The following is a 13,058-nucleotide window of genomic DNA, read 5'->3' on the forward strand; positions in this document are numbered from 1 at the left end:
TGAGCACTGTGCGCCTGGCCGTGCGCCGGATGCCCTCTTGCGCGGCTCACACCCAGCCTGCACGGTTTCGTTGAATGCTGCTCGGCACTCAGGTGCCACAAGGGGGAAGGGCGGTAGACCATGGCAACCGTGACAGGGTGGGCCGAGAAGGCCTTCGGCGACGCCGCCGGCCAGTTGGCCGACCTGATCTCTGCAAGCTTGGTTCGAGCCCATGCCCGAGCCCGTAACGGCCACGAGGGAGTGCAGACCCAGACCCTGGAGGCATACGGACACGGCCTCTACGCCGCGCAATACGAGGAACTGGAAGTGGGCCTCGCCTCGCTCCCCGCGGCCACGCCTGTGCGCTTGCAGGGACGCACGCTCGTGATCCTTGGCGACCATGTGATCTATCCGCTCCGTTACGCGAAGAAAGACGTCCCCGTCACGGCGGCACGACTGCGACGCGCCACGGGCCTCCGAGCCGACCTGATACGCCGGCACGGCCCCGAGCCCATGCAACAAGCCTTCGACCTCGGCCTCGACGAGCTCGACGAGCCAGAACCCCACCCCGACCTCGCCTTGCTGTCCGAGGACACCAAGCTCGTCCTCGTCGCCTACGCCTGCTCCATGGCCCAGGGCGTCATGCGCATCGAGTGGGGCTCGGCGGAACTGCGTCGCGAGGACCGCTACCTCATCTGGCACCACCACGAGCAACTTCATGTGCCGGCACGGTAAGAAACACTCCATCTTGCCTGAACGCCACCCCCGGGGAGCGAACCAGTAGGCGAGAGACCCGCTGACCTGCGACTTCCGGGGTCGCCACTCGTAGCGGACCTGTCACTGTTGGTCGCCATCGATCACCCCTGAGCCCCTCGCACGGTCCACAGACGGCCCAGGCTGCCCCTCGCCACTAGTCGACGGAGCACGACACAGGTCGCTGCTGGCCACTCCAGAAGGCTGCCGATGTGATCTTTCCAAGCTCGCCCCTAAAGCCTCCTCGCGCTGCATACTGTCCCCCACAGCGCAAGGGGCGTGAAGCGTGAAGGGGTGGGGAGAATGTCTCTTTTCACTGAAACCATCTCGGAGGCATTTTCCGAGTACCTAAAAGCAAAAACCCCTAAAAAATGGGAGCGCGACGAGGTCACCAAATATCGTGCGCGCATCCACGAGGTCCTGAGCGACGAGTACGGGGTCCTCAACTTCTTCCAGAGCGGGTCATTCTCCAACGGCACCGGGATCACCCAGAAAAGCGACGTCGACTACTTCACTCGTATCCCGATAGGCAGAAAGACCGTTCTTCCCTCATCCTTTCTAAGTGCAATGAGGGCAGTTCTCAAGCGAGAGCTTTGGGAGGCGTTCGACGTTTGGGTCTCACGCCCGACTGTGAGCATCGACTTCCGGCAGTTGGTGACACAGTACGAAGTCACCCCGGCTTTCTATTGCCGCACGGGCGCCAACGGACATGACGTCTTCCTCATCCCGGGCCCCGGCAACACCTGGCGAGAGTCAGCACCCAAGGCACATCTGGAGTATGTTCGTGCCGCCGATGGCGATCACGGCGGCAAGGTGAAAGGTCTAGCCCGCCTCCTAAAGGCATGGAAGTACGAGAACTCGGTGCCGATCTCATCGTTCTACCTAGAGATGCGAGCCGCCCAGTACGGAAGCTCAATTGACAACTTCACCTATCCTTCCGCACTTCCATCAATGGTTCGAACGATGATCAGCAATGAATTGCGATCAATGAACGATCCCGCTGGCCTCGTCAATCGAATCACTCCGTGCGGATCAGAAACAGATCGACTAAGCGCCCTCCGATCCCTGAAGGTAAGCCTTCCTCATCTTCTCACTGCCTACGACAAGTGGACCGTTGACGATTGGGAGGCATCTCAGGAGTATCAGAAGGTCTTCGGCAGCTCCTTCCCGACGGTGCTGTAGGCCGGCGATGACTGGCTCCACTACGCCTCCGATCTGGGAAGCCCAGAATTCCGATGCATCAATACGCCTGCTAGCAGCTCAGCGACAAACCTACTCGGACGCAAAGGCCCTCCACTTCGCGCGAGTTTCGATCGTTGCGACAGCCGGATCGCTCATCACTATTTCGACATTCTTCCTGCACCCGTTTCGCCCGGTAGTGGGCGCGGTAGCCGGCTTCACTCTGCTCATTCTGAGCATCACTTCCTCCTCGCGAGAGAAGCGAAAGATCGAGTCAGCCGCCGCGATGCAGGAGCAGTTCGATACCAGCATCTTCCGAATCCCTTGGCCGGGAACTGTAAGGCTGAACAAGCCGAGCGCCGCCGATGTGGCGAGAGCTTCCCTTAGGCACCGAGGGAGTAATCTCGAAAATTGGTACAGCCTCAACGCATCGATTGCACGCCCCCTCGACATATTGATCTGCCAGAGGGCAAATCTCGGCTGGGGCATCGCCACCCATCGATCGTGGGCCGCGCTAAACCTCTGGATTGGAATCACCCTCTTCACGGCCATCACCTGTGCGGCAATACTGTTTCGACTTTCACTCTTGGAAGCAACCGTTGGCGTGTACGCCCCTCTCACCCCGACCTTTAAGGAGCTCATCGACGCATGGCTCAAGAATTCACAAAGCGCAAAACTTAAAGAAGAGGTAGATTCAGAGGCAGCCAGACTATGGAACTCGGCGATTAAGTCCAAGAGGCCGCCGAGCGACAGCCAATGCAGAAGGCTTCAAGATCGAATCTTGGAGAGCCGCCTGACTGGCGCCCTGATTCCAGACTGGTTCAATGCCCTTCTCCGGCAGCGGGAGGAGTCTGTAATGCGCATGGGGACGGATGACTACGTGAGTCAATCCCTGGAAGCGGGTTTCTGACCAGCACTTGGTGCAGTCGACTTATCGGCGAAGGACGTGCGTTGCGTGCCCCCGGAGGGCTTGCAGCGGAATTCAGTGGCTGAGCACCCTGGCGTGCGGTGATAGCCGATTAGCCAGGCGCCACAGTCCGTAGAGAAGGCCACCGCCTGTCACGATCAGCAGTATTGACGCGCCAATCCTGTCTCCCCAGGCATTCCGCTCGTCGAGGAGGAGACCTGGAGTCACGCTGAACACGATGACTACAACTAGGTAGAACAGCAGTCGCAACAACGACCCTGTCACGGAGCGGAGCGGATACAGCAGCAGGAGCCTCCTGAACTGGGTCCAGAGCGGAGTGCGCTGTGGGATCCGGGCCACGGTGAACGACGCATGAATGTCAAGCAGTTGCTGATCTAGGACTCTTGCCGCCTGCGCCTGGGCAGAGACGATACTGATGCCTGGCGCGATCACTGCATGGGCGTCAACCCACTCCGTTAGAAATCCGAGATACGCCCGGGATTCGTCAAGGAGTCGCCGACGCCTGGCCTCCTCATTCCGTCGTGCCCGCCACTCCTGGAACCATAGGTTTGCCACACCGACTACCGAGGCAATGACAGCCGATAGCACTGAAACGATCAAGCCTTCGGGGATGGTCGCCTCGTTGTCTGCAGCCATGCCGTCACCTCGTGCAGCGCGTCAGAGAAGCAGAGTTCCACGTCGTCGAGTCGAGCATCACTCCGAGTGCAGGGCCAGCGCCTTGGGCGCTCGGCCATCTGGCCTACACGACTGTCGTGTCGGTGCCGCGGCTAGCAGAGGCGCGGATTGTGCCGATTGCGCATCACAACCTACTTGACCTGCGGCGGAGCAGATCAGGTGGCGGTGCTAACACAGGGTGTGTCGGAGGTGTGTCGGACGCGCCCCCGCACAGCGCGGCGGAGCACTCCTGACCCACGCATCCGACACACTCCCTCGTCCATGCGCCTGGGCGCTAGTCCACGGGGAGCGGTCTTCGAGTACACCGGCGCGGGCAAGTCCGGCGACCAGACCTTCGAAGGGACCGCCGCACAGGGAACCGCGCGATCCTTCAGCACGCGGAGGAGGGGCGGGTGCTGCGAGTCTTCCCGAGTCAGAGGTCCGATGGCCAATGGAACACCATGGCAAGCTTGAGCCAGTGAGGCGTGAAGAGGGGAGACGACGTGTCGCAGCAGGCCAGCCCTCGGGGGACATACCTGAAGATTGCCGATGCCGTGAAGGCTCGGGTCGAGGCGAACCCCGACATGACGGAGCTTCCTTCTGCTGCTGACCTCATGCGCGACTACAAGGTCTCTCGCGGTGTCGCCCTCCGTGCATTCAGCGTTCTGCAGAGGGACGGTGTCGCGGAGCCCGTGCCTGGTGGACGGTGGCGCGTCGTGCGGCCCGGCGAGCGAGCCGACCGGCGCCCGCTGGACGCCCGGATCGCCGCCATCATCGCGGAAGAAGGTCTCACGGTTGGGGCACCGTTTCCCAGCGCTTCCGTTCTCGCAGCGCGGTTCAGAGTCTCACGCCCCACCGTGACCAAGGCGTTGGACAAGTTGGAGGCCGCCGGCGTGCTGGCGAGCGGCGGGCAGGGCAAGGCGCGGACAGTCCGTGCCGTGCCGATTCGAGAGGAGCGTTCGTAGCTTGTCGGAGCTGACGGAGTGGGCCTATCCCCTGGCGGAGTCGCTGCTTGCTGAGCCGTTGCCACGTCGCTGGAAGCACTGCTTGGGGGTCGCTGAGCGGGCGCGCAGCATCGCGCCCATCCTCGGGGAGGATGCCGAGCTGCTGGAAGCCGCGGCCGTCCTCCATGACATCGGGTACTCGCCCGACCTTGCCAAGACAGGGTTTCACCCGCTGGACGGCGCCCGCTATCTCCGGGACGTGGCACACGCTGACGAGCGGGTCGTGAACCTGGTGGCCCACCACTCGTGTGCGTGGATGGAGGCAGATGGGCGGGGACTGCGCGAGGAGCTGGAAGGCGAGTTCCCCCGCGACAGCGCGCACCTGAACGACGCCCTCTGCTACTGCGACATGAACACCACGCCGGACGGCACGCCCACGAACCCGATCGACCGAGTCAACGAGATCGCCGGCCGGTACGGGCCCGACAGCCTCATCGGCACGTTCATCCGCCGGGCCGAACCGGAGATTCTCGCGAGCACGTCACGCGTCCTCGAACGGGTCGCTAGCGCCAAGCGTCAGCCGATGTAGGGGGTCGTCCGCGCGCGATCCATGGCGTGCTCGATCCGGAGCCGCATGGTGGGGTGGACGTCCAACTTCGACAAGTCCGCTGGGTTGACCCAGCGGACTTGTGTCGTCTCATTGCTCGTGCGCAGCTCGCCGCCCACGGGGCGCGCGCGAAAGCAGATGCTGAACTGCTGGCGAACCTCTCCGTCGTCGTACTGCATCACGTGACCCGGGTCGGTGTAGATGCCGGACATGCTGACGACTTCGGCCTTGATGCCGGTCTCTTCCCAGACTTCGCGCACCACGGTGTCACTGATCGATTCGCCCGCGTCGTGGCCACCACCGGGCAACGCCCAGCGCCCATTGTCGGACCGCTGGATCATCAGCACCTGTCCCGCATCGTTCTGCACGAAGGCCACGACTGACGGGACGACCGAGTTGGCCGGCGGGGCGTCAGGGTCGTGCAAGTAGTCGATACGTCCCATGCTCAAGCTCCCATGATGTCGCGGTCCGTGATCTGGCGTGCACCTCCCCAGGTCTGTTCGATGCTATTCGTGTAGGTGTCGAACAGGCCGCCACCTGGCATTCGCCGCAGGTGGAAGACCGGCGCCATGTAGGCACCGATGCCATACACGTGGGGGTTGACGAGCATCTCGTCATCGGACCGGTAGATGGAGTTGTAGAGCGTAGTCGCGTGCAGCCGGAAGCGGATCTCCGGGTGGCTCTCAAAGAGAGGCCTATAGTTCACCAACGCATTCCGGATCTTGCCGTCCATGATCCGGTGACCCTCGTCTATGCCGCGCTGCTGGACCGCTTCGCAGTCGGGATCCCCCAGCAGGATGCGCACCTGCGTGGTCTCCTCAGCCTTCTTCTTCAGGAGATCCAGGAACACAGGATCCTCGGACAGGAAGAGCCCCGAGTAGACGAGCACGTCAAGGTTCCTCTCGGCCCTCGCGTACAGCTCACGCCAGAGGCTGGGCGGCACGGTGTGCCGATGCGGGTAGACAGCGACGATCTCCGCTTTGGCCAAGTCCGTCGCGGTGTCGACCGCGCGGCTGTCGTCCCACAGCGTCGTGACGTCGACGTTGAGCGCTGCGGCCGTTGCGTACTGGTGCCGCCGGTACGGCACTTTGCCCTGCGTGATCCAGCGCTCAATGGTTTTCGGGTTGACTCCGATCTCGTCAGCCAATCCCGGAACGGTCATGCCACGGGCTAACAGAGCCGACGCAGGCGTTCGTTGGACATCTGCACCCCCGATGGGACGTCTAGGGACTTCTTGACGGTAGCCAGAACTCCCTGAGCTGTCCACGTGTGGGGTAACCAACTCCCCTCACCTGCACCGATGCTGATTGTGCGCCAGGAACTTCCGGCGCAAAGCCAAGTGATCCCGTCGCTGTACTTGACGGCGCCCTGTGCAGTACCTGTAAAACAGGTACTGCATCAACGGGCGGCATCGCTCGGCTGGATGGCGGCTGATGCCGCACGTGCAGGGGGCGGGGACGCTGCAATCCCGCTAAAGGCCAGGTGGAACAGGGTTTCGGCCCGTACTGGCGAGGTGGCCCGGTGACCGCGAGCAACGGCCGGAGGGTGGGGACGAAGTCCCCCTTGCAGTGCTTCATCCCATTCACCGGCACAGAAAGGAGCGTCTGATGGGTCAGCGAAGTACCTGGGCGTCCTCCGTGCTGGACCGGCACGACGGCCATGCCCACCGTGTCTCCCTGATCCGCCGCTTCGGAGCACCGGGTTAGCCGGTGACTCGCGGAGTCAGGTCACGTGCGCAGCAGTGCTGCGGCCGGTTGCCTCCTCCGCCCGTCCGGGCCCCTCGCGGGTGCCGTACGGGCGGGGCTGAGGGGAGCCGGGCCGGATCGGCCGGCCGGTGCCCGCATCGAAGGAGTTCTCATGTTCGGCAAGAAGTCGCCGCAGCAGTCCTCCGATCTGACCACGCCTGCTGCGGTCAAGCGCAGTCAGAAGGTCTACGACCGGATCACGTCCGGTAAGGCCAAGAACGCCGCCGCTGAGCTGGACGACGCGCACGGGCGGGGCGGCAAGCGGAAGTAGCCCACCGATCACCTTCGCCTCATACGGCGCGCGCCCCCGGAGCTGCAATCTCCGGGGGCGCTGTCGAGCCGTAGAACCTGCTAGGGAGACCACGACCCATGAAACACATCGTTGCACTTCAGGTGGCTGTTACCGCCACCGCGTTCGACGGGGAACCTTCGGCCGCGGAGCTGGAGGCGATCGACCGCGAGATGCCCGTCATTCAGGCGGAGGTCGAGCTGTTGGACGCGCAGATCGCGGTTCTGGATCGCGCGCCGTCGCCGCTGGACGTGCGCCGGGTCCGGCGGGCGCGCCGTCGGGTGCTGGCCGCGCGGCGGGAGCTGACGAACCGGGCCGGTGCGGGTTCGCCGGAGGTGGCCTAATGGCGGCCGGCACCTACACGACGCAGATGTCCGTGAGCCGGTGGACGGGCCGGTGGCGCCTGTACGTGGCGCTGCTCGGTGAGCCGTCGTCGCAGTGGCCGGAGTACGAGTTCGTCGGCTCTGTGGTGCCGACTGTGGCGGCGCGTTCACGGGCGCTGAACACGCTCGGCTACGTGTTTACGGACGGCGCTGAATGGACCTGGACCGAGGACAGCGTGGTTCATGGCGACGCCGCCTCACCGGTCCTGCTGATCGCCTCCGCGACCGTCCGGGAGGCAGGCCCGTGAACGCTGTTCAGATCCGTTCAGCCGAGCGCGCGCTGTCGGCCGGCACGTGGCTGATCGTCTGCGGAGCGATGCTCTATTCGATCCTGACCGTGACCCCGCTCATGGCGAAGCACACGCCCGCCGCGTGGGACTGGACGGCGCCGATTCTGCCCCTGGTGGTGGATGCCGCTGTCGTCATCGTCGTCCGTCTCGATGCCGTCCTGGCCCGTCTGGGCGGGCACGGCGGGCGGTGGCCGATCGCGCTGCGGTGGATGACCGGCGGCATGACCCTGGCCCTGAACATCGCCGACTCCGCCCTGAAAAAGGACCTGGTCGGCGTGGCTGTGCACGCGGTGGCGCCGCTGCTGCTGATCGTCACCGCTGAGACCAGCCTGGCCTACCGGCGCGCCATCTCCGCTGCCCTGACCGCCTTGGATGCCCGGCAGTGCGCCGAGCAGATGGAGCGGGAACAGGCAGCAGAGCGGGCGCGGGAGGCGGCCGAGCGTCGGGCGCGTGAGGAGCGCGAGCACGCCGCCACGCTGGCGCGTGAACAGCGTGAACACGAGGCTCGCTTGGCTCGTGAGCAGGCCGAGCGGGAGGCTGTCGCACGGCGCGAGGAAGCCGACCGTGCCGAGGCTCGTGAGCGGGCGGAGCGGGAGGCTCGTGAACGCCGTGAACGCGAGCGTGAACAGCAGCAGCGGGATCGTGAACGCCTTGAACGCGAAGCCGCCCAACGCCGCGAAACCGAGCGCCGGCAGCGGGAGGAACGCGAGGCGCGTGAACGCGCCGTGCTCCTGTCCGGTGGTCCCGTGAACGAGAAGGTTGGCGAGGATCACGCCCGCCGGATCGTACGTGCCGCGTTCGCCGAGGGCCTGCCCGTTCGGGCGGCCGCGGACCTGTGCGGCTGGTCCATCGGCTGGGTGTCCTCCCGCTACCAGGAACTCCGCGACCCCTCGCACGCGGCGCCGCGTGAGCTGGAAGGCGCGGCGAGCTAGCCGGGCGGTGTGCCACAGCTCGGGCCGCCCGGTCCGTCGAACTGTACCGAGCTGAAGAAGTCCTGATAGGCGGGGAAGAAGTTGCCCTTGCCTGTCGGGCCAGCAGACGTGACCTGTGTGCACCCGGTGTAGTTTGCATCGGCCCACAGGTAGATGGTCGAAGCAGTCCGGTTCCAGTCGGATTTGACCCGGTCGTCCATACCGAGTGCCGCGAGGTCCGGTGTGTTCGACCTCAGCTTGATCATGTCTCCGGTGCCATCGAGACCCGAGAACATGCAGTAGTAGCCGTCAGGGCATCGGTCGTACCCGTCAGCCGCGTGGGCTGTCGAGATCGGCGCAATGCTCAGGGCTGCCACTGTGCCAACCAGCCCGGCAAGGACCTGCTTGAAGTGGTTCATGCCTGCCCAACGATCACTCCCTCTTCAGGTCATTGCCTAGATCGCCCCTGGCACGAACTTCCTGGGCTCTTTATGGCCCGCGAGGAACAGCGCGCTGCCTGAACACACGCGTAAGGCCCGGACGCTGCCGGCCAAAGCACTGCGTCCGGGCCCCTGACCTCCCGAAGGGAGAAGCCCAGCATGACGGACACCACCATCACTCCGGTAGCGGGCCCCGAATCCCCGCCGGATACCGCGCCCCCTCCGCAGCCGGAGCCCACACCCGCTCCGGCACCGGCGGCTGAGCTGGAGCACACGCCCGGCGGCTGGCCGGTCGTTCCCCTCGCGGTGACCGGCACGAACACCACCGCATCCCTGCTGGCCACCGCGTCCCTGGTCGGCGGCCCGGTCGCCCTGGCCTTGGCCGCGACCGGCGCGGTCGTCCTGGGCACCGCCGCCGCCACCCGCAAGCACCGCCAGCAGACCAAGCCCAGCAGCACGCGCCGTACCCTTCGGGCCACCGCGCCGCGAGGGGGGTCCACGCGGGGCGGGGCGCGCCCAGGGTCGGCCGGGCCGGTGGTACGGCAGTCTCGTAACGGGAACGTTGGCACCACTAAGGCCGCTGGTCGCAGTCGAGGCAAGGCGGGCGGCAAGTCCGGTGGTTCGGGTATGTCCGGCCATCGAGCAGCCTCACCTTCCAGCCTGGGAAGGTCCTCGTCTTTCCGGGGTGGAAGGAGCGGTCTGGCCCGCGCAGGTGGCCTGTCTCCAGTCGGAACCGCGGGTCGCGGTGGTCGCCTCGGGCAGGTCAAGGCGCTGCGGGATGCTCAGCGTAAGGCGTCGCCCTCGCGGGCTGTCCGCCGTGCTGAGACCACGAGCGCCCGCCGAGCGGTCGCCGACTCACGGCGCGACGCCAAGCAGCAGGCCCGCACCGCCGGGGCCGTGAAGAAGGGGCCCGTCGGCCGGGCGGTCGCTGCGGGGCTGAGCAAGGCCGGTGCCATGCGTCGTGCGGCGGTGGACCGCGCCCGTAAGGCGCGCGACCAGCAGGCCGGTGGCACGGTCGCCCAGCAGCGTTCAGCGGTCCGTAAAGCCCCCGCCCGTAAGCGGGCCCGCAAGGCCCTGTGGCGGTCCGCCGCACGGTTCCAGGGCCGTCGGGTGCTGGCCGCGCTGCTGGCCGGTGCGCTCGGTCTGGTCGGCATGGTCATCACGCCGCTCGGGCGAAAGCTGCGGTGGGCGTGGCTGCAAAACCCCGGCCGCCGCCTGTACCGGTGCCTGATGAAGGCCGCCCAAGACCAGCGCACCGCCCGGGATCAGGCTATTCGCGACGCCCAGCAGGACGAGGAAGCCGCCGCTGACGCGGAAGCCGAGGACGACGGCACCGAGCACATCGGGGACATCGCCGAGCGCCCCGTCGGCCTGGTTCCCGCCGCACCCACCACATCCACGCCCGCGAGTGAGGGAGAGAGCGTGTCTGGTTTCCGGTTCGAGGACTACGCGGCGGAGATGGAAGCCGCTGCCAGCAACTACGACCCCGACGGCTGCATGGAAATCCTGTCCATGGTCGAGGGATTGCCGGCCGCGCTCACGTCCGTGGCGAACGTGATGAAGATCCTCGCTGAGCGGTCCGACTCGGAGTTCCCGCTGGAGAAGGAAGTGGCGGGCTCGTTCAACGACGCCTTCGGGGCGGTCATGGCCGCCGTCGCGGTGGCGGAGGACATGGCCCCGCTGTTCCGCAACGTGCACGCCCAGGACATCGCACGGCACGAGGACCCCCGCAACGGCCACCAGGCAGAGAAGGGCTGGAACGTCTGACCATGACCACCAACACACAGGCCAAAGGTGGGCCGGTGTGGGACTACAGCGCCGGTCACGGACCCGTGACCGGCGCTTTGTCCGCCACCACCGGCTGCCTCGCCGTTGCCACCACCGGAGCCGCGACCGGCATGCCGCCCGGCTGGGCCCTGGCCATCGGCGCGGCCGGCGCCATCGGCCACACGATCACCAGCCTCCGCGACCGCCTTTCGGCCCGCACCGTCTCCATGCGGGCCGCGTCTTGGCTCGTCGGGGCGGGCTGGACGACGTGGGCCACGACCACCGGTCCGCTGTCCTGGGCCGCGCTCGGGTCGCTCGCCACCGTCGGGGTCGGCATGGGGGCCGCTGCCCGCGCCACCCTCCTGCATGAGGAGGCGCGCGAGCTGGAGGCCATCGCCGCCGCCGAACGGCAGGTCGCTCGGGAGCTCTCCGCTGAGCGGCGGGCGATCGCGGCTGAGTGGGTGGACCGTATCCAGCGGGTGTGTGGGATCGCGGTGCGGGTGGTGGCGGTGGAGATGTGGCCCACCGGAACCGGGTTCACCATCGACGCCGAACTCCCCGCGGGCGGCACCACCTACGACCGCATCGCACGGGAGTCGGCCCGCCTGGCGGCCGACGCGCGTCTGCCGCATGGCTGCACCGCCACCGCCTCCCAGGGCATCGACCAGGGCCGTGTCCTGATCGACGTGACCACGGTCAACGTCCTGGAAGCCGAGATCACCTACCCCACCGACTATGCGCCGCTGTCGGTCTACACCGGCATCCCGTGGGGGCTTCGGACGAACGCGGATGAGATTCGCGCCTACCTCCGCGAGCAGTGCGCCCTGGTTGTCGGGCCGACGGGTTCGGGCAAGACGAACATGGTTCATACGATCCTGGCCGGGTTCGCCCGCGCCACCGACGTCCTCACCTGGGTGATCGACCTGAACGCCGGGTCGGCCGGCCTGCCGTGGGTTCGGCCCGCACTCGACAGCCAGGGGCAGACCACCGAGGGCATGCGGCCGGGCATTGACTGGCTGGCTGCCTCCCACGAGGAAGCGATGCTGATGCTGGATGCGGCAGTGCGCATCGCCAAGCACCGCAAGATGGCCTACCAAGACCTGCTGTCCCGCGCGAACACCGACCTGCTACCCATCAGCGACCACATCCCGCAGATCATGCTCGTGATCGATGAGGGTGCCGAGATCCTCGCCGCTCCGGACAAGCCCTCACGGGCCCTGGCCGCCAAGATCCTGGAAGTCATCCGGATCGCCCGCGCCATGGGCATCCGCACCGTCCTCACCGCACTCGGCGCGACCGGATCGGTCCTGGGCAACCTGATGATCCGCCGGGAGGCCAAGGTCCGGGTTGCTCTGACTGGTGGCGAGACCGAAGGCATGGACCTGAGCAAGCAGTTCCCCGGCTCACGCAGCCTGCGCGTCGACCAAGCCCCCTACAAGGGCTCGGGGTTCATGGGGACACCAGAGTCACCGGCGGGGCTGTTCAAGTCCTGGCGGATCCTGCCCAACCAGATCCGCGACATCGTCGCCGCCACCTCCGACCGCCACCCCACCCTCGACGCCGTCTCCACTAAGGCCGCCGGACCGGACTACGCACGCCGCTGGGACCTGGCCCGCACCGCATGGATGCGTGACGACACCCCCAGCACCACGCCGGCCGGTCCTCAGACCCCCTCGTCCGGCTCCCCGGCGGGCGGGCTGAACCTGTCCGCCCTGCGTGACGAGCCCACGCCCGCCGCGGAGACCGACGAAGAGGCACTTGCGCGGAAGTTCCGGGAGCAGATCGACGCCCAGTTCGCCACCGCACCCGAACCCGGCGGTGACGCCCCGGCGCCCGACAAGCCGCCCGCGCCGGGGCTGAACCTGTCCGCCCTCCGCAACGAGGACAACGCCGCCAAGGACGCCGCACTCGCCCTGCTGCTGGCCGCTGGGCCGGAAGGAACGGGGGCGTCCGCGATCGCCCGCGCACTCGCGGACGAGCACGGCACCACCCGGCAGACGGTCGTCGGCTGGCTCAAGTCCTGGACGGACGAGGGGATCGCGGTGCGGGTCGGTGAGGGGACCAAGACCCGCTACGTCCACCACCGCCACGCCCCCTAGAGCCCCGCTGAGGGGTTACCGCCTGTCGCTTGTCGGGTCGCCCGCGAGGAGGGCCCTGGGCGGCTCTGTAGGAGCCGAAAGCGGGCTTTG

General features: G+C 66.6%; 15 protein-coding genes. 11 read left to right on the plus strand and 4 right to left on the minus strand.

Features of this window, described 5'->3' with window-relative positions; translation table 11 throughout:
• Positions 1–120: 120 nt before the first annotated feature.
• The 3 genes from AB0J57_RS30320 to AB0J57_RS30330 all read left to right on the plus strand — a co-directional run bounded on the left by AB0J57_RS30320 (position 121) and on the right by AB0J57_RS30330 (position 2,821).
• Positions 121–714: a hypothetical protein gene (locus AB0J57_RS30320; RefSeq protein ID WP_366131551.1), complete on the plus strand. Its 594-nt coding sequence runs from the start codon at positions 121–123 to the stop codon at positions 712–714.
• 321 nt (positions 715–1,035) lie between these two features.
• On the plus strand, positions 1,036–1,914 hold the full coding sequence (locus tag AB0J57_RS30325; protein ID WP_366131552.1) for a nucleotidyltransferase: 879 nt from the start codon (positions 1,036–1,038) through the stop codon (positions 1,912–1,914).
• 7 nt (positions 1,915–1,921) lie between these two features.
• Positions 1,922–2,821, plus strand: a complete 900-nt coding sequence (locus AB0J57_RS30330) for an S-4TM family putative pore-forming effector (protein ID WP_366131553.1) — start codon at positions 1,922–1,924, stop codon at positions 2,819–2,821.
• Positions 2,822–2,893: 72 nt separating this feature from the next.
• On the opposite strand, the gene AB0J57_RS30335 is transcribed toward AB0J57_RS30330, so the two are convergent.
• On the minus strand, positions 2,894–3,475 hold the full coding sequence (locus tag AB0J57_RS30335; protein ID WP_366131554.1) for a hypothetical protein: 582 nt from the start codon (positions 3,473–3,475) through the stop codon (positions 2,894–2,896).
• Between the two features lie 521 nt (positions 3,476–3,996).
• On the opposite strand from AB0J57_RS30335, the gene AB0J57_RS30340 reads away from it, so the two are divergent.
• Both AB0J57_RS30340 and AB0J57_RS30345 read left to right on the plus strand, forming a co-directional pair.
• Positions 3,997–4,458: a GntR family transcriptional regulator gene (locus tag AB0J57_RS30340; protein ID WP_366131555.1), complete on the plus strand. Its 462-nt coding sequence runs from the start codon at positions 3,997–3,999 to the stop codon at positions 4,456–4,458.
• Between the two features lies 1 nt (position 4,459).
• Entirely contained in the window at positions 4,460–5,026 is a 567-nt protein-coding gene (locus AB0J57_RS30345; protein WP_366131556.1) for an HD domain-containing protein, read from the plus strand.
• Here AB0J57_RS30345 and AB0J57_RS30350 read toward each other — a convergent pair.
• Together AB0J57_RS30350 and AB0J57_RS30355 are read right to left on the minus strand one after the other, a co-directional pair.
• Complete coding sequence (locus AB0J57_RS30350) at positions 5,014–5,487, minus strand: NUDIX domain-containing protein (protein ID WP_366131557.1); 474 nt, start codon at positions 5,485–5,487, stop codon at positions 5,014–5,016. The two genes, AB0J57_RS30345 and AB0J57_RS30350, sit on opposite strands and share 13 nt — an antisense overlap.
• 2 nt (positions 5,488–5,489) lie before the next feature.
• Positions 5,490–6,191 (minus strand): XRE family transcriptional regulator, encoded by a 702-nt coding sequence (locus AB0J57_RS30355; protein WP_366131558.1) that lies wholly within the window; start codon positions 6,189–6,191, stop codon positions 5,490–5,492.
• Positions 6,192–6,901: 710 nt separating this feature from the next.
• Between AB0J57_RS30355 and AB0J57_RS30360 the strand changes: the two genes are divergently transcribed.
• From AB0J57_RS30360 to AB0J57_RS30375, 4 genes are all read left to right on the plus strand, one after another.
• Positions 6,902–7,060, plus strand: coding sequence for a hypothetical protein (locus AB0J57_RS30360; RefSeq protein ID WP_366131559.1), 159 nt, complete (start codon positions 6,902–6,904; stop codon positions 7,058–7,060).
• 98 nt (positions 7,061–7,158) lie between these two features.
• A complete protein-coding gene (locus AB0J57_RS30365; protein ID WP_366131560.1) occupies positions 7,159–7,422 on the plus strand; it encodes a DUF6284 family protein in 264 nt (87 codons plus the stop codon).
• Entirely contained in the window at positions 7,422–7,709 is a 288-nt protein-coding gene (locus tag AB0J57_RS30370; RefSeq protein ID WP_366131561.1) for a DUF6303 family protein, read from the plus strand. Before AB0J57_RS30365 ends, AB0J57_RS30370 begins: the two co-directional genes overlap by 1 nt.
• Positions 7,706–8,683: a DUF2637 domain-containing protein gene (locus AB0J57_RS30375; RefSeq protein WP_366131562.1), complete on the plus strand. Its 978-nt coding sequence runs from the start codon at positions 7,706–7,708 to the stop codon at positions 8,681–8,683. The genes AB0J57_RS30370 and AB0J57_RS30375 overlap by 4 nt, the downstream gene beginning before the upstream one ends.
• On the opposite strand, the gene AB0J57_RS30380 is transcribed toward AB0J57_RS30375, so the two are convergent.
• Positions 8,680–9,081, minus strand: a complete 402-nt coding sequence (locus tag AB0J57_RS30380; protein ID WP_366131563.1) for a peptidase inhibitor family I36 protein — start codon at positions 9,079–9,081, stop codon at positions 8,680–8,682. The genes AB0J57_RS30375 and AB0J57_RS30380 overlap by 4 nt on opposite strands.
• 918 nt (positions 9,082–9,999) lie before the next feature.
• Here AB0J57_RS30380 and AB0J57_RS30385 point away from each other — a divergent pair.
• Positions 10,000–10,869, plus strand: a complete 870-nt coding sequence (locus tag AB0J57_RS30385; protein WP_366131564.1) for a hypothetical protein — start codon at positions 10,000–10,002, stop codon at positions 10,867–10,869.
• Between the two features lie 2 nt (positions 10,870–10,871).
• A complete protein-coding gene (locus AB0J57_RS30390) occupies positions 10,872–12,968 on the plus strand; it encodes a hypothetical protein (protein WP_366131565.1) in 2,097 nt (698 codons plus the stop codon).
• Positions 12,969–13,058: the final 90 nt, after the last annotated feature.

Source organism: Streptomyces sp. NPDC049837 (assembly GCF_040674455.1).
Taxonomy (GTDB): Bacteria; Actinomycetota; Actinomycetes; order Streptomycetales; family Streptomycetaceae; genus Streptomyces.

Excerpts from the sequence above, each read along its gene's own strand:
- AB0J57_RS30320 (WP_366131551.1), top strand. The coding sequence starts at position 121 with ATGGCAACCGTGACAGGGTGGGCCGAGAAGGCCTTCGGCGACGCCGCC.
- AB0J57_RS30325 (WP_366131552.1), top strand. The coding sequence starts at position 1,036 with ATGTCTCTTTTCACTGAAACCATCTCGGAGGCATTTTCCGAGTACCTA.
- AB0J57_RS30330 (WP_366131553.1), top strand. The coding sequence starts at position 1,922 with ATGACTGGCTCCACTACGCCTCCGATCTGGGAAGCCCAGAATTCCGAT.
- AB0J57_RS30335 (WP_366131554.1), bottom strand. The coding sequence starts at position 3,475 with ATGGCTGCAGACAACGAGGCGACCATCCCCGAAGGCTTGATCGTTTCA.
- AB0J57_RS30350 (WP_366131557.1), bottom strand. The coding sequence starts at position 5,487 with ATGGGACGTATCGACTACTTGCACGACCCTGACGCCCCGCCGGCCAAC.
- AB0J57_RS30360 (WP_366131559.1), top strand. The coding sequence starts at position 6,902 with ATGTTCGGCAAGAAGTCGCCGCAGCAGTCCTCCGATCTGACCACGCCT.
- AB0J57_RS30365 (WP_366131560.1), top strand. The coding sequence starts at position 7,159 with ATGAAACACATCGTTGCACTTCAGGTGGCTGTTACCGCCACCGCGTTC.
- AB0J57_RS30370 (WP_366131561.1), top strand. The coding sequence starts at position 7,422 with ATGGCGGCCGGCACCTACACGACGCAGATGTCCGTGAGCCGGTGGACG.
- AB0J57_RS30380 (WP_366131563.1), bottom strand. The coding sequence starts at position 9,081 with ATGAACCACTTCAAGCAGGTCCTTGCCGGGCTGGTTGGCACAGTGGCA.
- AB0J57_RS30390 (WP_366131565.1), top strand. The coding sequence starts at position 10,872 with ATGACCACCAACACACAGGCCAAAGGTGGGCCGGTGTGGGACTACAGC.